Source organism: Saccharothrix hoggarensis (assembly GCF_052936025.1).
The window spans coordinates 1,836,452-1,853,846 of the sequence record NZ_CP193624.1; the positions used below are offsets into that span (position 1 = coordinate 1,836,452).

Sequence of the window (17,395 nt, forward strand, 5' to 3'; positions counted from 1 at the left end):
GGGTGAGAGGATGAAGGGCATGGCCCGCCTGAACTACACCGAGCTGAACGACACCATCCGCTACACCATGTGGTCCGTGTTCCGGGTCGAGCCCGGCCGCCTGCCGGACGACCGCGGGCCGGCCGCGTCCGAGGCCCAGGAGTACCTGGACGGCCTGGAGGCCAAGGGCGTCGTGGTGCGCGGGGTGTACGACGTGGCGGGCCTGCGCGCGGACGCCGACTACATGATCTGGTGGCACGCCGAGGAGGTCGAGCAGGTCCAGCAGGCGTACAGCGGGTTCCGCCGCACCGCCGTGGGCCGCGCGTCCACGCCGGTGTGGAGCCAGGTCGCGCTGCACCGGCCCGCGGAGTTCAACCGCAGCCACATCCCGGCGTTCCTGGCGGGCGAGGAAGCCCGCAAGTACGTGTGCGTGTACCCGTTCGTGCGGTCCTACGAGTGGTACCTGCTGCCGGAGGAGGACCGCCGCCGCATGCTCGCCGACCACGGCAAGGAGGCGCGGGACTACCCGGACGTGCGGGCGAACACGGTCGCGTCGTTCGCGCTCGGCGACTACGAGTGGATGCTGGCGTTCGAGGCCGACGAGCTGCACCGGATCGTGGACCTGATGCGGCACCTGCGCGGCACCGAGGCGCGTCGCCACGTGCGCGAGGAGATCCCGTTCTACACGGGCACCCGCGTGCCGGCCGCCGAGCTCGTCACGAACCTGCCGTGAGCGGAGGGGAGGGACGCCCGCCCGGACGCCCCTCCCACCCGGCTACCCGGTGATCCGGTAGGCCCGGATCACGGTGTGCTCGAACGTGTTGCCCTTGCTGTCGCCGCCCTTCGCGCGCAGCGAGGCGAAGCCGCCCGGCGCGTCGGCGTTGCGCACCAGCGCCGCGCCGCCCACGACCGGCGCCGCCGACCACGTCTTGCCGTCGTCGAACGACACCTCCACCTCGACCGCGCGGACGCGGCCGTTGTCCGCGCCCTGCTGCTGCTCCACGGTCAGCGGCACGCGCAGCAGGCGACCGGCGGGCGCGCCGCCGTCCGCGTCGAGCCGCGGCCCGAACCGGACCACCGTCAGCGGCAGCTTCCGGCTCCCTTCCGCGGGCGCCGTGTCCGAGCGGAACGTCCACGCGCCGGCGACCCGGGTGGTGAAGTCGGAGATGCCGGGCGCGCGCACGTGGTCGATCTCGGCCCGGTAGGCGGCGTCGCCCGCGGGCACCGGGAAGTTCCCGCCGAACTCCGGCACCTCGCCGACGAGCTCGCCCTCGCGGTACAGGGCGGTGCGCCCGGAGGCGAGGGCGGAGCCGCCGAGGTTGTTCGCGGAGTCGTTGAACACCGGCACCTGGACCAGGATCTCGTCACCGGTCCGGCTCAGGTAGTCGTACCGCGACACCGGCAGGCCGGGGCCCACGACGGGGAAGTTCAGCCGCTCCTCGACGGACGTTCCCGGCCGGTAGGTCCGGTCCGGCGTCGTGTAGGACGTGACGATGTCGAACTCGCCCCGGATCTGGAGCAGCGTCCAGCTCCACCGCAGGTCGGCCGTGTTCACGTAGTCGACCGCCGAGCCGCCCGGCCGCACCTGGAACAACGCCGACCAGCCGCCGTTGCCGTCCGGCCCGATGGCGTTGCCACCGTGCACGAACTCGTTGCCGTCCGGGGCGGGCCCGAACCGCGTGCGCACCTCGGCCAGCTCGCGACGGGTGGGCGCGCGGGTGAAGCCGGTGGGCACCTCGCCCGTCTCGACCCACGAGAACCGGTACGTCTCCGGGGTGTCGGTGACGGGCGTGCGCTGGAACTGGGCCGAGATCATGGTGCTGAGCTGGTCGTCCGGCAGGGTCGGGCCGACGTGGCCGACGGTGGCGCCGGCGGGGAACCCGTCGAGGAACGCCACGCCGAACCCGATGGTCCGGTCGCCGCTGCGGCGGGTGAGGCCGATGTCGCCGAGGATCGGCTTGGCGGCCGGGTCGGGCGCGGTGACGGCGACCGGCTTCGCGGTGCGGGCGTCGAACGTGACCTTCGCGTTGCCGGCGACGGTCAGGCTGGGGCGCGGTAGCACGGCGATCCGCATGTCCTGCGGGTCGCCCGTGAACACGTCGGCGTGCACCATGTACTCGCCCTTGGGCAGGCGGGTGGTGACGGCGCCTCCGCCGCCGGACAGGAACTCGAAGACGTCGTTGTCCACGCCCATCACCACGCCGCTGTACTCCGCGGTGGGCTTGCCGTCGGCGTCGATGAACTCCGCGGTGACGTCGTAGCTCTCGGGCTCGCGGTCGACGCTCACGGGCGTGCGGACGACGTCGCCGCCGACCACGGCGCCGGCGAACGCGCCGTCCACGGCGCTCACCCTGGTGTCGCTGGTGACGGTGACCGTGGCCGTGCCGCCGGCCGGGACGGTGACCGTCGCCGGGCTGACGGTGAACAGGCCGGCGGGCGCGGGCTTGCCGTCCGGGCCCTTGGCGTCGACGGACACCGGGAACGTCACCGGCTGCGTGCCGCTGTTGCGGTAGGTCAGCTCCTTGGTGACGGGGGTGTCGTCGTCGTGCGGCCACGACTGGCGGCCCATCGCGAGGGTGGCCGGTTCGGAGGTGACCGTGGTGGTGATGGCCTTGCCGAGGTCGACGCGGCCGGCGCCCTGGTCGAACGCGGTCAGTGCCGGGTTGATCTTCGCCGACGCCATGAGCGTGGCCTTGACCTGCGCGCCGGTCCACTCGGGGTGCTGCTGGACGAGCAGCGCCGCCGCGCCGGCGACGTGCGGTGTGGCCATCGACGTGCCGGAGATGGAGACGTGCGCGTCGCCCACCGGGTCGCCGATCCGGCCGGCGCTCGACTTCGCCGCGACGATGCCCACGCCGGGCGCGGTGACGTCGGGCTTGACCGCGCCGTCGCCGACGCGCGGGCCGCGGCTGGAGAACGGGGCGATGCTGTCGTCGCGGTTGACGGCGCCGACGGTGAGCGCGGCGTCCGCGCTGCCCGGCGACCCGACAGAGCCGGGACGGCCGGAGTTGCCCGCCGCGATGACGAACAGCGTGCCGGTGGACTCCGACAGCGTGTTGACGGCCTGCTCCAGCGGGTCGAGGCCCGGCCGGTCGGTGCCGCCGAGGCTCAGGTTGACGACGTCCGCACCCTGGTCGGCGGCCCACTGCATGCCGTCGAGGATCCAGGACTCGGCGCAGCCGTTGACCACGCACACCTTGCCGTCGAGGATCTGCGCGTCCGGCGCGACACCCCGGTACTTCGGGCCGGAGCTGGCGACGGTGGCGGCGACGTGCGTGCCGTGGCCCACCTCGTCGGTGGTGTCGGGGTCCTCGGTGAAGTTGCGCTCGGCGACCTCGCGGCCGACGAGGTCGGGGTGGGCGCCGTCGACGCCGGTGTCGAGGACGGCGACCTTGACGCCCTTGCCGGTGTGCCCGGCCTGCCACGCGGCGGGCGCGCCGATCTGGGCGGTGGAGCGGTCGAGGCTGGGCTGCCGCACGCCGTCGAGCCAGACCTTGGCCACCGACGGGTCGTCCACCAGGGCCCGGAACGCCGTGGCCGCCTCGGCCTTGGCGGTCGTCGCGGCCACCGCGCGCACGGCGGGCAGCTGACGCGTCACGTGCGTGCCCGCGGCGGTCAGCTGCGCGTCGCCGTGCCGGGTGACGATGAGCGGCACGGTGTCGCGCCGGGCGTCGTCGTAGCCGGACTCGACCAGCCCGGTCACGTCGAAGAGCCGGAGGTCGAGCTTGTCGGCGGCGAGGGCGGCCACCGCGTCGCGCGGGACGACGTGCAGCCTGCCGTCCCGGTGGAACGTCTGGAAGCCGATCCCGGTGCGGCCGGGGCCGGCCTGGAACGAGCCGAACGTGTCGCCGTCGAGCACCACCCGGTCGCCGGTGACGAGAGTGACGGCGGGTCCGACGCCGGCGCCGCCGGCCCGGCGGGGTTCGTCGGGTGCGGCGGTGGCGACCCCCGTCGCCGTGCCGGTGGCGAGACCGGCCGCCAGGACGGCGGCCCCCCAGGCCGCCCGGCGCTTTCGTGATCTTGTGGTCAACACAGAATCCTCCCGAATCCGGTTGTCCGCGTGGCGGAAACGCGCAGTCGGAAGGCCCGCCTGACTCACGGCGGTGACGGTGAAACAGGAACTGCCGAACCCCCCAACACGTTCGACGCTATCCAGCCGTCAGGGTGACGTCAGCGTCTCTTGGTGGGGAGTTCCGCCACCCGGTCAGGGCAACGTCGTCACGGCTCGTCGACCGATTGGTCCGGACGGTGGCGGCCGTCCGAGTGAGCGTTCCCGACCCGGTCAGTTGATCTCGCAAGCGTCGATCAGGAGCCGGACGCGGCCGCGAGGACGCGGTCGAGCGCCCGCCGACCGGCCGGTCCCCAGGTCGGTTTGCCGCCCGCGAGGCCGCGCTCACCGGCGTCGCCGACGGCGATGAGGACGGCGGCGCGCAGGAGCGCCCATCCGCGTGCGCGCCGGACCACCGCCTCGTCGGCAGCCCCGTACGCGTCGAAGAACCGGGCGTCCGCGCCCGCGGGGAGGAGCAGCCACGCCGCCGCGAGGTCCGTCGCCGGGTCGCCCGCGCACAGCTCGCCGAAGTCGATCACACCGGCGAGCGCGCCGTCCGAGACGACGACGTTCGCGGGGTGGAGGTCGCCGTGCAGCCACACCGGCGGACCTCCCCAGCGGGGCGCGGCAACGGCGTCGCGCCAGACCTGCCGGACGTCGCCGGCCGACGTGCCGAGGTCGGCGGCGCGGAGCACCCCGTCGAACTCGGGCGTGAGCGGGCCGAGCGGACCGCCGCGGTTCAAGCTGGTCGGCGCGTCGGCGGGCGCCTCCCGGTGGAGCGCCCGGAGGAAGCCCGCCACCGCGTCGGCCGCGCCGCGGTCGCTGATCGGGGCCCGGTCGGCCGGATCGCCCGGAACCCACGTCACGACCGTCCAGTGGTGGGGGAAGCGCGCGGACGGCCGGCCGATCCGCACGGGCGTCGGCACCGGGAGGGGGAGGCGCGGGGCGAGCAGGGGCAACCACCGGTGCTCTTTGACGAGCAGCGACGAGCCGCGTTCCGTGGCGTGCGGCAGGCGCACCGCCAACGCGTCGCCCAGCCGCCACAGCTGGTTGTCCCAGCCGGTGGCCGCGAACCGGACGTCCTGGTCGGCGAGGTCCGGGTGCTGGTCGCGCAGCAGGTCGCGGACGAGTCGGTCGTCGATCACGGATCACCCCGTCCTCACTCGTCCGGTCAACCCGCCGGCGTCGGGGGCGCTCGCGCGCGACGAGCGCCCCCGACGTCGGGTCAGGCGATGCGGTACGCCCGGATCACGGTGTGCTCCAAGGCGTTGCCGTTGCTGTCGACCGCCTTCACCCGCAGCGAGCCGTACCCGGCCGCGGTGGGGTTGGCGATCGTGGCCACGCCGGCGGACACCGGCACGGCGGTCCACGTCGTGCCGTCGTTGAACGACACCTCGACGTCGATCCGGTCCACCCTGCCGTTCGCCGCGCCCGCCTGCTGCTGCACGGTCAACGGCACCCGCAGCGACTGGCCCCTCGGCGTCGCGCCCGCCGCGTCCAGGTCCGGCGAGAACCGGACCACCGACAGCGGCAGCGGCACGACGGCGTCGCCCGCCGGGGTGTCCGAGCGGAACGTCCACGCGGCGCTCACCTTGGTGGCGAACTCCGACGTGCCGGCCGCCCGCACGGCGTCCGTCTCCACCCGGTAGGCCGCCGCGCCGCCGGCCACCTCGAACAGCCCGTTGCCCGCGTACGCCGTCTCACCGACGCGCACACCGTCGCGCAGCAACGTCGTGCGCGCCGTGCTCACCGCGGCGTTGCCGCCGTTGCCCGCGCGGTCGGTGAACAGCGGCACGGCGAAGCTGATCCGGTCGCCCGCGCGCGACAGGTACGGCGACCGCGACGCGGGCAGCGCGGGGGAGAACACCGGGTCGTTGAACCGGTCGTCGTGCGACCCGCCCGGCTGGTAGGTCCGCTCCGGCGACGTCAGCGTCGCCTCGACGGCCCCGTCCGCGCCGAACTGGACGAACCCCCACGACCAGGCGAGGTCCGTGGTGACGCGGTTGATCGCCTCGCCCGGCGCGGTCACGTCCGGCAGCCACGCCCAGCCGCCGACACCGCCCGCCGTGATCGGGTTGCCGCCGTGGCCGTACGTGCGGCCCGCCGGTCCCGGCCCGAACCGCGTCCGCACCTCGGCGAGCTGCGCCGCGGCCACCGCGCGGGTGAACCCGGTGGGCATCGCGCCCTGCTGCGACCACGCGAACCGGTACGTCACCGGCTTGCCGCCCTCCGGCGTGCCGCGGAACTGCGCGCCGATCAACGACGTCATGGCCGCCGCGGGCAGCTGCGGACCCGTGTGCGCGATGGACACGTTCGGCCCGAACCCGCCGAGGAACGCGGTGCTCACGCTGGCCAGCCGGTCGTCGTGGTGGCGCACCACCGTGACGTCGCCCAGCGCCTCCTCCGCCGCCGGGTCCGGCGCGGTGATCGTCAACGGCCGGGCCGTGCGGGCGTCCAGCACGACCGCGGTGTTCGCCGCGACGGTGAGCGAGGGCCTGGGCAGCAGCGCCAGCCGCGCGTCGTCCGTCTGCACGTCGGAGTTGGTGAAGTAGTCGCCCTTGGGCAGCCGCACCGTGAACGAGCCGTCCGGGTCGTAGGGGAAGGCGAACGTGTCGTTGCTCAGCCCGATGATCGACGTGTAGTAGTCGACGGCGGGCGCGCCGCGGTCGTCGACGAAGCCGAACGTCACGTCGTAGCTCTCCACCTCCCGGTTCACGCTCAGCGAGGTGTGCAGCGGCGTCGGCCCGCCGGTCGCCACCACCGACCCGACGTACAGGCCGTCCGCCGAGCCCAGCCGGGTGTCCGCGGTGACGGTCGCCGTCGCCGAGCCGCCCGCCGGCACGGTGATCTTCGCCGGTGACACGGTGATCAGCCCGGCCGGCGCGGCGCCGCCGTCGGGACCCTTCACGTCGGTGGTGAGCGCCAGCGTGACCGGCGCCGTGCCGCCGTTGCGGTAGGAGACGGTCTTGGCCACGGGGGTGTCGTCGGCGTGCGGCCACTTCTGCAGGCCCATCGCGAGGCTGGCCGGTTCGGCGGTGACCGTGGTGGTGATCGCCCTGGCCAGGTCGACCCGGCCCGAGCCCTGGTCGAACGCGGTCAGCGCCGGGTTGTTCCTGGCCGACGCCACCAGCGCCGCCTTGATCTGCGCGCCGGTCCAGCCCGGGTGCTGCTGGGCGACGAGCGCCGCCGCGCCCGCGACGTGCGGGGTGGCCATCGACGTGCCGGACATGGCCACGTGGCCGTCGCCGACGGGCGTGCCGATGGTGCCGCTCGACGACCTCGCCGCGACGATGTCCACGCCCGGCGCGGTGATGTCCGGCTTGACCGCGCCGTCACCGACCCGCGGTCCCCGGCTGGAGAACGGCGCGATGCCGTCCTGCCGGTCCACCGCGCCCACGGTCAGCGCGGCGTCGGCGCTGCCGGGCGAGCTGACCGTCTCGGGGCGGCCGCTGTTGCCCGCGGCGACGACGAACAGCGCGCCGGTCCGCTGGGACAGCGTGTTGACGGCTTCCTCCAGCGGGTCGAGTTCGGCCGTGTCACCGCCGCCGAGGCTGATGTTCACCACGTCGGCGCCCTGCTCGGCGGCCCACTGCATGCCCGCCACGATCGCCGACTCCTGGCAGCCCGCGACGACGCACACCTTGCCGTCCAGCAGGTCCGCCTCGGGCGCGACGCCCCGGTACCGCGGGCCGGAACCGGCGATCGTCGCGGCGACGTGCGTGCCGTGGCCGACGCCGTCGGTGTTGTCCGGGTCGTCGGTGAAGTTCGCCTCGGCGACCTCGTGGCCCGCCAGGTCCGGGTGGTCCTGGTCGACGCCGGTGTCCAGCACGGCCACCTTCACGCCCTTGCCGGTGTGCCCGGCCTGCCACGCGGCGGGCGCGCCGATCTGCGCCGTGGAGCGGTCCAGGGCCGGCCGGCGCACGCCGTCCAGCCACACCTTGCGCACGCTCGCCCTCGACACGAGCGTTCGCCAGGTGTTCGCGGCCTCGGACTTCACGACCTGCGCGGCGTACGAGCCGACCGACGGCAGCGCGTGGCCCACGCGCATGCCGGTCGGCGCCGGTTCCTCGTCGCCGGTGACGATCACCGGCAGGGTGCCGCGCGACCCGTCGTCGTACCCGTACTCGACCAGTCCCGTGACGTCGAACAGCCTCGGGTCCAGCCGGCCCTGCGCGAGCGGTGTCGCCGCGTCGCGCGGCACGACGTGCAGCCGCCCGTCGCGCCGGTGGCTGTGGAACACGGTCCGCTCCCGTCCCGGTCCGGGGACCAGGGCGGTGACCTCGTCGCCGAGGAGCACGACCCGGTCGCCGGTGACCAGGGTGACCTCGTGGTGCTCGGCCGGCTGACCGGGGCCGGTCCCCGGTGTGACCGGGGTGTCCCGCGCCCCGGACGCGCCGGGACTGCTCGCGGTGAGGACGGCGGCGACGAGCGCGGCCCCCCACGTCGTGCCACGCCAACGCTTGCTCTTCAACTTCCAACCTCCCGGTGAGTGCCGCGCGTGGCGGAACGCGGCCGGAAGGGCGTGCGACCCGCGGCCGCGGCGGCGGATGCGCCGGGAGCGACGTCGCCCTTGACACCACCGACGCTAGAGGGTCGGTCCGACGTGGACAGCCGCTGATTGGTCGGTGCCTTCTTGACCAATTCAGCGGAGTAAGCGTTTTCCTAGGAGGCGGTGACTGAGCCGTCCGCACCAACCGAGATGCCTGCCTGCGGGCCACCGCCTGGGCAGTCCGGACCGTTGGGGTAGGCCATTTCGGGGGTCACGGTGACACCGCGGTCCACCAGCGCAGATCCGGATTGGTCCAGCAACTTCAGGGCCACGGTGACGGGCGTGGTGGGCAGGTCCGGTATCACGACGAACGCGTGCTTCCCGCCGGTCGGCTCCGAACGCGCGCCGCACGTGTCGTCCGGGGAGGTCCCGGTGCACGTCGTCCCCACGATCCCGCGCGACTCGTGCAGCACCAGCTCGTGGGTCGCGCAGGAACCGCCGTCACAGACCTCGAGCGACCCCGACACCACGTCGGGGTGGTCGACGTCGACCGTCAGCCCGACCATCGTGCCGATCAGCGTGCACGCCTTGGGCGCACCCGCGTTCGTGCCGCACGCGGCGGCGAGGAACAGCACCCCCAGGACCCAGATCCGTCTCCCCATGCCACTGGGACGGAACGGGAGGCGATCAGGTTGCCCGCCGCCCCTGCCGCACCAGCCGCCGCACCCGCTGCCACCACCGCGGCTCGGGCGGCGGCAGGGCGCCCTCGGCCACGGCCCACTCGGCGAACCGGGCGGCGTCCTCGCGGAACCGGGTACCGTCCTCCTTGGGCCGCCCGGCCGCGTAGGCGTCGAACAGCGGTCGGAACCGGTCGCCCAGCTCGGCGGCCACGTCGGGGCGCAGCGCCGCCACGATCCCGCGCCGCTTCGCGAGCAACGCGCGCCGCTCGACGCGCACCCGCTCCGGGTCGAAGCCGGCCGGCACCGGGCCGTCGGCCAGCAACGCCCGCAGCAGCTCCGCCTGCGCCGCCGCCAACCGCTCGCGCTGCGGACCCGTCACCCCAGCACCGCCCGGATCGCGGCCAGCTCACCGGCCAGTTCCGCGTCGGCCGGGTAGTCGTCGTCCCGTTCCAGCAGCACGCCCGGCGGGTCGACGCGCTCCCGCAGCCGCGCGAGGACGTCCAGCACCTCCGGCAGCACGGCGTGCGCGTGCGTGTCGTGGTAGACGCCCTGGTGCTCCTCGCCGCCCGCGACGTGCACGTAGGCCAGCCGCTCCCACGGGATCTCGTCCAGGAAGCGGCCCACGTCCGTGCCGAGGTTGCGGGCGTTGGCGTACAGGTTGGCGACGTCGATGAGGAGGTGGCAGTCCGTCCGCTCGACCAGCTCCGCGAGGAACCGGCCCTCGGTCAGTTCGCCGTCCGGCCAGTCGAGCAGCGCGGCCACGTTCTCCAGCGCGAGCGGCACCGGCAGGTCCTGCTGGGCGGCCTTGACGTTGGCCACGAGCACGTCCAGCGCGTCCCGGGTGCGGGGCAGCGGCATCAGGTGGCCGGAGTCGAGCCCGCCCGCGCGGACGAAGCAGACGTGGTCGCTCACCAGCGGCGCGTCCAGCTCCTCGGCCAGCGCGGCCAGGTGCGCGACCCGCCGGGCGTCCACGGGTTCCGCGCCGCCCAGCGACAGCGACACACCGTGCGGCAGCACGGGCACGCCCCGCTCCCGGAGCAGGAGCACCGACTCCGGGAGGTGGCCGACGTGCAGGTTCTCCGCGACGACCTCGACGAAGTCGACGCCGGGCAGGCGTTCGACGGTGAGGTCGATCTCCGGCCGCCAGCCGATACCGACACCGAGCTTGTCCACGAGCCACCTGTCCTTCCCGTTGCCCTCCGGGCCCCGACCCGCCGGGTCAGTCGCCCCCGCCGCCGCCACCGCAGCCGCCCCCACCGCTGTCGGAGCTGCCGCCGCCGCTGTCGGAACCGCTGCTCCCGCCGTCCGAACCGCTGCTGCCGCTCCCGCAGCTGCTGCTGGAGCAACTGCCGCACCCACCGCCGCACGACGCGCCGCCGGGCGACCCCGCCCCCCGCGACTTCCGCCGCAACGTCGACGCCGCCTGCGCCGAGAGGCCGAGTTCCTGCCACACGTACCGCCGCCCGACCCGGCCGAGCAGCCCGTGGTGGACCACCATCCCGAGCCGGTACGTCGGCACGGCGTTCATCCGCGCCCGCCGCACCACCTTCCGCCCCGCGCCGGTGAGCGGACGCGTCGCGGGCCTCAGCGCGAGCACCAGCACCAGTGCGCCCACCACCGCACCGGCGGCCACCCCGAACGACAGGTCCAGCGCGATCGCCAGCACCACCGCCGCGACCGCCGCGACCACGAGGAGCCCCCGCACCGCCCGCACCGCTTTCCGCCGGCCCGGCGGCACGACCAGACCGCCGTCGACCAGGTGCTGACGCAGGCCGTGCGCCTCGGGGCTGCCCGCTGTCGCCGTGATCACGTCACCCAGGCGACCCGGCAGCGACCTCAGCACCTGCGCCTGGAGCGGGCTCCAGTGCCGACCCGGCTGCGCGACGGCGCTGACCAGCCCTTCCCGCGAGATCCGCACGGCGCCCGACTCGGCCAGGGCCACCACCGCGACCTCGGCCGCCCGCCCCGGTCCGCCGACCAGGAACGCCTGCTCCTCCGGACCCAACTTGGCCGGTCCCACCCCGCTCGGCCCTGCCCACGACTGCCCCGGCTCAGGCGTCGAACCCGCCGAACCCGGCATCGGCGTCCACGAAGTCGCCACCGTCGTCTCCCTCCAACCACTGCGCGGCCAGCCATCCACCCGCGAACCACCCACCCGCCACCAGCCACCCGTTGCGGCGCCGCCAGCGCTGCGGTTCGACCACCACGGCCCGCCTGCGCCGGGGGAGTGGTCCCTGTGACGTCTCCCCTGGTGCGATCGGTTCCGCCCGTTCGCCGTCGAACACCGCCGTCTCCCGGACCGTCCGGGTCGGACGGTCCGACACGGACGGCGCGGCGGCGCGCGCGAGGCCGTACCGGGCGGTCACCTCGGCCGGGTCGACCGGGGCGAGGCCCGCCGTGGCCTCCTCGTGCGCCCGCGCGCCCCTCCTGGTCAGGACGGGCGGCGGACCCAACAACAACAGCACCGCGAGCGCGCCCGTGACGCACAGCGCCGTGACCGTCACCCACCCGCCCGGACCGGCGAGGACGGCCACCGGCACGAGCACCGCGAGCGGCACGACCGCCAGCACCGCCCGCGCCAGCCGCCGCCGCGGCGACACCAACAGCCCACCCGACACGAGCCGCTGCCCGAGGTGCCGGGCCGGACCGCTGGTCGCCGCGCCGACGACGAGGTCGTCCAGGTCCCGCGGCCGGTCGAGCCGGGACAGCACCACCGCCTGCAACGCGGTCGTGGGCTGCTCCTCGCCGGGCACCGCCGCGACCACCGACCCGGACACCCGCGCCCGGTTCTCGGCCACCAGCCCGGCGACGGCCACCTCGACCGCCCGCACCGGCCCGCCGCCGAGGTACCCGATCTCCTCGAACGTCAGGGGCCGGTCGGGCACGGCGCCGGCGACCCGCTTCAGCCGCAGGCCGACGACCACCGCGACGACGAGCGCCGGGCCGTACCACCACAGGAACGTCATGGCGCCACCCTAGGAGCCGTCAGCCCCCGCCACCCCCACCTCCACAACCTCCGCCGCCCCCACCCCCGCCGCCCCCACCCCCGCCGCAGCTGCCCCCGCCGCTCGCGCCGCCGCACCCCGCGGTGCCCGCGACGCCGTACGACCCCGCCACGTGCCGGCCGCCGTGCGCCCGGCTGTGCTTGACCGGCCGCGCGGCGGCGCGCAGCACGACGTCCGGGTGCGCGCTGAACCCGGTGAGAGCGACCAGCTCGGCCTCGTTCGCCGAACTGGTCGCTCCCCACCCCCCGGTGTTCTCGCCTGCGCGAGCCTTCGCCACCGCGTCACGGCCCTTCGCGGTGCGCGTCAACGGGTTGCCCTTCACCAGCAGCGCCACCAGCACGCCCGTCAGCACGAGCTGGAGCGTCAGCCACCCCACGGGCGCGCCGATCGCGAGCCCGTTCACCCAGCGCGCCACCCCGACGACGAACAGCAGCACCATCGGCACGACGGCCTTGCGCAGCCGGGACTTCACCGCCTCCGGCGCGACCAGGTAGTCCAGTTCGGACAGTCGACGACCGACCGCGCGCGGCTCGTCCTGCTCGGCCACCGAGGTGATCAGCAGCGTCAACGTCCGGTAGCGGTACCGCGCCACGTCGGTGAGCACGGCCTGGTCGACCGGGTGGTCGGCGACCGGCGATCCGACGAGGCGCACGGCCCCGTTGCGGGCCGGGGCCAACGCGCCGGACGTGATGAGACCGGCCACGGAAGCCTCGACCACCCGTCGTGGCCCGCCGGTCAGGTAAGCGATGTCCAACACGCCGAGCGGGCCTGCGGGGACGCCTCCCCGCGCACCCCGCAGGCTCACTCGGCCGAGGATCGCGACGGCCAGCGCCAACGCCAGCCCGATCCAGTACAACTCCAGGAACTCAGGGCCTGAAAGCCCCCACGGTCGCTCCACGGTCCACCCCCTGTGGGCCTCGGTGGAACCAGGTCCACCAGCTCAGGAGGCAATCGTGTGCGCCAGGCCACACCCCAGCAAGAGCCCTTTAGCAAGCCTTAGGGTTGCGACCCAGGTGATGTCAGGACGACGACGCGCCGTCCACGCCGCCGGAGCCCTCGCCGTCGGTGCCCTTGAAGATGCGCATGATTCCTCCTGGTGTCGATACCGTCATCATTCGGAGTAGCGCCCTCAGTCTGCTGGACCGTCAGGGCTTTCGACCAGACGCAAGCTGATCGAGTTGATGCAGTACCGCTGGTCCGTGGGCGTGTCGTAGCCCTCGCCCTCGAAGACGTGCCCGAGGTGGCTGTGGCACGCGGCGCACAGCACCTCCGTGCGCACCATCCCGAGGGTGCGGTCCTCGCGAAGGATCACGGTGTCCGCGGCCAGCGGCGAGAAGAACGACGGCCAACCGCAGTGCGAGTCGAACTTCGTCTCGCTGCGGAACAGCTCGGCCCCGCACGCGCGGCAGGTGTAGACGCCCTCGGTCTTGGTCTCCGTGTACTCGCCGACCCACGCGGGCTCGGTGCCCGCGTCGCGCAGCACCGCGTACTCCTTGGGGGTCAGGATCTCCCGCCACTCCAGCTCGGAGTGGACCACCTTCGGGGTGGCGCCGACGACAGGTTCCATACCTCCACGTTAGACGAACCCGCCGGTGCGTCAGTCGAAGAAGACGGCCACCAGGTCGCCGAGGTAGTACCAGATGCTGATGACCGCGCCGAGCAGGATCAGGCTCACCACGACGACCGCGAGCAGCCGGCGGAGGCCGCCCGCGCGGTTGGCCGAGTCGGCGAACTGCTCGACGCCCGCCAGCGAGCCCTCGATCGTGAAGCCGGGCGGCTGGCGCTGCATCCGGTGGAGGTGCTCGGCGAACGCCCGCGTCTCGGGGTCGTCGGGGTCGAGGCCGATCAGCTCGTCGTCGAGGTCGCCCCGGGGGCGCTCGTCCGGTGCGTCTGCGGCTCTGGCGCTGGCCATGACCCCAGCGTAGTGGTCGCTTCAACCCGGTGGGCGGCACGACGTGCCGGAGTCCGCCCGGTCAGACCACCAGCGCCGGCGACGGCCTGACCGCGCCCACCACGCGGCCGTGACCGAGCACCGGGAACGTGGCCAGCTCGTCCGGCGCGTCCACGCCGAGCCGGCGCAGCGCGGCCACCAGGACCACGGCCCGCGCCCGGCTGGAACCGTCCGCGATCTTGCACGCCACGGCCTCGCCGGTCGGCAGGCCGATCGCGTAGACGCCCTCCGCGCCGTCCTTGGCCACCGCGCCGGGGATCGCCCGCATCAGCTTCGTGACGTCGCGGTTCGTGCCGCCGACCCACTCGGGGTGGCGGTTCATCGCGTCGGCGATCCGCCGCTCGGGGCCGGCGGTGGCACGTGCCAGCGCGCCGAAAGCCCTGGCCAGGCCCGCGAGGCTGATGCCGAGCAGCGGCGCGCCGCAGCCGTCCACGCCCTCCGCGCCGATGCGCTCGCCGGCCAGGTCCTCCAGCGTCGCGCGGATGGCGCGCTGGAGGGGGTGGGCCGGGTCGAGGTAGTCGTGCGTCGACCAGCCGTTGACGACGCACGTCGCGAGCATGGCGGCGTGCTTGCCGGAGCAGTTCATGTAGATCGGGGCCTTGGACCGCCCCGCCGCGAGGTGGGCTTTGAGGGAGTCCTCGCCGATCGGCAGGTCGGGCGTGCACTGGAGGTCGGCCTCGGTGAGGCCGTGCGCGTCGAGGACGCGGCGCACGCCGTCGACGTGGAAGTCCTCGCCGGAGTGGCTGGCGCAGGCCAGGGCGAGCAGTTCGCCGCTCAGGTCGAGGCCCTGGCGGAGCATCGCCAGCGCCTGCACGGGCTTGTTGGACGAGCGGGGGTAGGTGGTGTCGTGCGGGCGGCCGACGGCGAGAACCTCGCGGCCCGTCGCGTCGAGGGCGATCACCGAACCGTGGTGCACGGACTCCAGGAACTCTCCCCGCCAGACCTCGGCGACCAGTTCGTGCGCCATCCGCTTCTCCACTCCGCTGCGCTGCCAACTGTCGACAGTTAACATGGCAGCATCGCCGCGCGCTAGGAGACGTTCGTGACACCTCCCCTGCACATGAGCTTGGCCGGTCAGGCAGTGGACGTGGTCCGCGAGCTGGTCCTGACCGGCGAGATCGCGCCCGGCGCGCGGGTGAACGAGGTGGAGCTGGCCCAACGGCTCGGCATCTCGCGCGGGCCGCTGCGGGAGGCGATCCGGCACCTGGTGTCCGAGGGGCTGCTCGTGCTCGCGCCGCACCGGGGCGCGTTCGTGCCCACGGCCGACGCCGCCGACGTGCAGGCGCTCTTCGAGCTGCGGACGGCGCTGGAGTGCGCGGCGGCCGAGCTCGCGGCGTCACGGCGGTCGGAGGGCGACGTCGTGCGGCTGCGCGCCGTGTGCGAGGAGTCGCGGCGGGCGTACTCGGCGGGGGAGCGGTTCCCGTACCGGCTGGACCTGGCGTTCCACCAGGCGTTGCTGGACGCCGCGCGGAGCCCGCGGATCGCCGAGCAGGTGCGCCTGGTCCAGCAGCGGGTCGTGCTGCTGCGCAGCGGCCTGCAGGACGACCCGCCGCACCAGCACGCGTCCTTGGACGACCACGACGCCCTGGTCGCCGCCATCGCGGCCGGCGACCCGTCCCGCGCGTCCGAGGTGATGCGCAAGCACCTGGTGCGCGTGTGCGCCCAGATGCTCACCAGCCTCGGCTGACCGCCTGCGCCCGACCGTCTTCGAGGCCCGCGAGGAACCTCCGCCACTCCGCGACCGCGAAGGACAGCGTCGGCCCCGTCGGGTGCTTGGAGTCACGCGCGGCGACGCGCTCGCCCACCGGAGCAACCTCCACGCAGGACTCGCCGCTTCCGCTGAAGGTGCTCTTGCGCCAGGCCGCGCCCGACAGATCCCTGTGCTTCACAGTCGCCCGAACCTCCCTTTTTCCGGACCGGCGGCGATCCCGGCGATCAACGCCGCCGAGTCGTCCGGGCTCTTGGCCACTGCCACCAAGTGGTCGAAGGCAGCCCTGAAGCGCTTGATGTCGGCGTCCGACTCCAAAAATATCTCACCCGCCTGGCTGTCGACGTAGATCAGGTCGGTGTCCAGCGGGTCCGGGAAGTCCATGACGACGAACTGGCCGGGCATCCCGGGATGAGCCCCCGAGCTGAACGGGATGACCTGGATGGTGATGTTCGGCGCCTTGGCCGCGTCGAGCAGGTGGCGGAGCTGGCTCCTCATGACGTCGGCTCCTCCGACCTGGCGGTGCAACGACGCTTCCTCGATGACCGCCCAGAGCTTCAGCGGCTTCTTCTTCGTCAGGACAGCCTGTCGCTCCATGCGAGTGCGGACGAAGTCCTCGACCTGGTCGTCGGTCTCGTCGTGCAGGACCCCGCGGATTACGGCGCGGGCGTAATCCTCGGTCTGGAGCAGGCCGGGGACGAACAACCCGGAGTAGTGGCGGAGGCCGTACGCCTCCTTCTCGAAGTTGATGTACGCCGTGTACCCCTCGGGGAGGTCTTCGTGCCAGGGCTGCATCCAGCCTTCACCGGCCGACTGCTTGTACAGCGCCTTCAAGCGTTCCTGCTCGTCACTCGGGACGCCGTAGAGCTTCATCAGCGCCGCCAGGGTCCGGTACTGCGGCCGGTTCCGGGCGGTCTCGATGCGGTAGAGCGTGGTCGCGTTGATGCCGGTCCGCTCCTCGACGTCCTCGCGGCGCAGGCCGGTCCCGTCGCGGAGCCGTCGCAACTGGCCCGCCAACCTGCGCAGCCGGATGGTCGGCGTGCCCTTCTTCGTGGCCACGGTGTTCAGTCGTCCCTTCCCGAGACGGCGCCGTCCTGCACGGCAAATGCAAGGTGGCGATCTGCATATCTTGCATTTCGTGGTCAGGCGGGGGCAGTCTCACAGCCGATCCAGTAACGGGTTGTGGACGCAGGGTAACCGCTACCACCGTGACCCGATCGAGAGCACCGGAAGGACGAACGGGTGAACGACGTTTTCACGGCCCTGGCGCGCGAAGTGGCGTTGGAGGAAGCGCCGCGGCTGTTCGCGATCGTGGAGGAGTACGGCGAGGCGGAGGACGCGCGGGTCGCCGGCTACGGCCTGGCGTTCGAGGACCGCGCGGAGGCCAACTCGGTGGAGGGAGGCTTCCACCTGGTGTCCGAGAGCGCCGACAGCGCGCGGACGCTGTTCGAGATCACGTCCCGGTCGACGGGACGACGGCGGGTGCACCTGGTCTGGCTGGACGACGCGGCGCCGGCGTAGTGGCCGCGCAGGTG

General features: G+C 73.9%; 17 protein-coding genes. 3 read left to right on the plus strand and 14 right to left on the minus strand.

All coding sequences use genetic code 11. The features are described 5' to 3' along the window. Positions 1–19: 19 nt before the first annotated feature. On the plus strand, positions 20–712 hold the full coding sequence (gene hemQ, locus ACRAKH_RS08960; protein WP_380720039.1) for a hydrogen peroxide-dependent heme synthase: 693 nt from the start codon (positions 20–22) through the stop codon (positions 710–712). A gap of 42 nt (positions 713–754) precedes the next feature. On the opposite strand, the gene ACRAKH_RS08965 is transcribed toward hemQ, so the two are convergent. The 12 genes from ACRAKH_RS08965 to ACRAKH_RS09020 all read right to left on the minus strand — a co-directional run bounded on the left by ACRAKH_RS08965 (position 755) and on the right by ACRAKH_RS09020 (position 15,119). Further along, positions 755–4,009, minus strand: a complete 3,255-nt coding sequence (locus ACRAKH_RS08965; protein ID WP_380719944.1) for a S8 family serine peptidase — start codon at positions 4,007–4,009, stop codon at positions 755–757. A 275-nt stretch (positions 4,010–4,284) separates the two neighbouring features. Further along, positions 4,285–5,172, minus strand: coding sequence for a phosphotransferase (locus tag ACRAKH_RS08970; protein ID WP_447009732.1), 888 nt, complete (start codon positions 5,170–5,172; stop codon positions 4,285–4,287). 80 nt (positions 5,173–5,252) lie between these two features. Next, on the minus strand, positions 5,253–8,498 hold the full coding sequence (locus ACRAKH_RS08975; protein WP_380719940.1) for a S8 family serine peptidase: 3,246 nt from the start codon (positions 8,496–8,498) through the stop codon (positions 5,253–5,255). Positions 8,499–8,689: 191 nt separating this feature from the next. After that, the gene (locus ACRAKH_RS08980) at positions 8,690–9,178 is read right to left on the minus strand and encodes a hypothetical protein (RefSeq protein WP_380719938.1); all 489 of its coding nucleotides are present in this window, start codon (positions 9,176–9,178) and stop codon (positions 8,690–8,692) included. Between the two features lie 25 nt (positions 9,179–9,203). After that, complete coding sequence (locus tag ACRAKH_RS08985; protein WP_447009733.1) at positions 9,204–9,575, minus strand: hypothetical protein; 372 nt, start codon at positions 9,573–9,575, stop codon at positions 9,204–9,206. Further along, complete coding sequence (locus ACRAKH_RS08990) at positions 9,572–10,369, minus strand: DUF692 domain-containing protein (protein ID WP_380719934.1); 798 nt, start codon at positions 10,367–10,369, stop codon at positions 9,572–9,574. The genes ACRAKH_RS08985 and ACRAKH_RS08990 overlap by 4 nt, the downstream gene beginning before the upstream one ends. Before the next feature lie 46 nt (positions 10,370–10,415). Beyond that, complete coding sequence (locus tag ACRAKH_RS08995; protein WP_447009734.1) at positions 10,416–11,297, minus strand: TIGR04222 domain-containing membrane protein; 882 nt, start codon at positions 11,295–11,297, stop codon at positions 10,416–10,418. After that, positions 11,248–12,162 (minus strand): TIGR04222 domain-containing membrane protein, encoded by a 915-nt coding sequence (locus tag ACRAKH_RS09000; RefSeq protein WP_380719930.1) that lies wholly within the window; start codon positions 12,160–12,162, stop codon positions 11,248–11,250. The genes ACRAKH_RS08995 and ACRAKH_RS09000 overlap by 50 nt, the downstream gene beginning before the upstream one ends. Positions 12,163–12,181: 19 nt before the next feature. Next, positions 12,182–13,057 carry a TIGR04222 domain-containing membrane protein gene (locus ACRAKH_RS09005; protein WP_447009735.1) on the minus strand — a complete coding sequence of 292 codons (876 nt, stop codon included), beginning with the start codon at positions 13,055–13,057 and terminating at the stop codon, positions 12,182–12,184. A gap of 273 nt (positions 13,058–13,330) precedes the next feature. Then, the gene (gene msrB, locus ACRAKH_RS09010) at positions 13,331–13,768 is read right to left on the minus strand and encodes a peptide-methionine (R)-S-oxide reductase MsrB (protein ID WP_380728820.1); all 438 of its coding nucleotides are present in this window, start codon (positions 13,766–13,768) and stop codon (positions 13,331–13,333) included. Between the two features lie 30 nt (positions 13,769–13,798). Next, complete coding sequence (locus tag ACRAKH_RS09015) at positions 13,799–14,113, minus strand: hypothetical protein (protein WP_380728822.1); 315 nt, start codon at positions 14,111–14,113, stop codon at positions 13,799–13,801. A 61-nt stretch (positions 14,114–14,174) separates the two neighbouring features. Next, positions 14,175–15,119 carry an asparaginase gene (locus tag ACRAKH_RS09020; protein WP_380728842.1) on the minus strand — a complete coding sequence of 315 codons (945 nt, stop codon included), beginning with the start codon at positions 15,117–15,119 and terminating at the stop codon, positions 14,175–14,177. Positions 15,120–15,194: 75 nt separating this feature from the next. Here ACRAKH_RS09020 and ACRAKH_RS09025 point away from each other — a divergent pair, with 75 nt between their 5' ends. After that, the gene (locus tag ACRAKH_RS09025) at positions 15,195–15,839 is read left to right on the plus strand and encodes a GntR family transcriptional regulator (protein WP_380728824.1); all 645 of its coding nucleotides are present in this window, start codon (positions 15,195–15,197) and stop codon (positions 15,837–15,839) included. On the opposite strand, the gene ACRAKH_RS09030 is transcribed toward ACRAKH_RS09025, so the two are convergent. Then, complete coding sequence (locus tag ACRAKH_RS09030) at positions 15,823–16,041, minus strand: DUF397 domain-containing protein (protein WP_380728826.1); 219 nt, start codon at positions 16,039–16,041, stop codon at positions 15,823–15,825. The genes ACRAKH_RS09025 and ACRAKH_RS09030 overlap by 17 nt on opposite strands. Further along, entirely contained in the window at positions 16,038–16,919 is an 882-nt protein-coding gene (locus ACRAKH_RS09035; RefSeq protein WP_380728827.1) for a helix-turn-helix domain-containing protein, read from the minus strand. Before ACRAKH_RS09035 ends, ACRAKH_RS09030 begins: the two co-directional genes overlap by 4 nt. A gap of 183 nt (positions 16,920–17,102) precedes the next feature. Between ACRAKH_RS09035 and ACRAKH_RS09040 the strand changes: the two genes are divergently transcribed. Then, a complete protein-coding gene (locus tag ACRAKH_RS09040) occupies positions 17,103–17,381 on the plus strand; it encodes a hypothetical protein (RefSeq protein ID WP_380728830.1) in 279 nt (92 codons plus the stop codon). Positions 17,382–17,395 lie beyond the last annotated feature (14 nt).

What these genes read in the sequence shown, in the direction of transcription:
- hemQ (WP_380720039.1), top strand. Translation starts at nt 20, where the DNA reads ATGGCCCGCCTGAACTACACCGAGCTGAACGACACCATCCGCTACACC.
- ACRAKH_RS08980 (WP_380719938.1), bottom strand. Translation starts at nt 9,178, where the DNA reads ATGGGGAGACGGATCTGGGTCCTGGGGGTGCTGTTCCTCGCCGCCGCG.
- ACRAKH_RS09000 (WP_380719930.1), bottom strand. Translation starts at nt 12,162, where the DNA reads ATGACGTTCCTGTGGTGGTACGGCCCGGCGCTCGTCGTCGCGGTGGTC.
- msrB (WP_380728820.1), bottom strand. Translation starts at nt 13,768, where the DNA reads ATGGAACCTGTCGTCGGCGCCACCCCGAAGGTGGTCCACTCCGAGCTG.
- ACRAKH_RS09015 (WP_380728822.1), bottom strand. Translation starts at nt 14,113, where the DNA reads ATGGCCAGCGCCAGAGCCGCAGACGCACCGGACGAGCGCCCCCGGGGC.
- ACRAKH_RS09020 (WP_380728842.1), bottom strand. Translation starts at nt 15,119, where the DNA reads ATGGCGCACGAACTGGTCGCCGAGGTCTGGCGGGGAGAGTTCCTGGAG.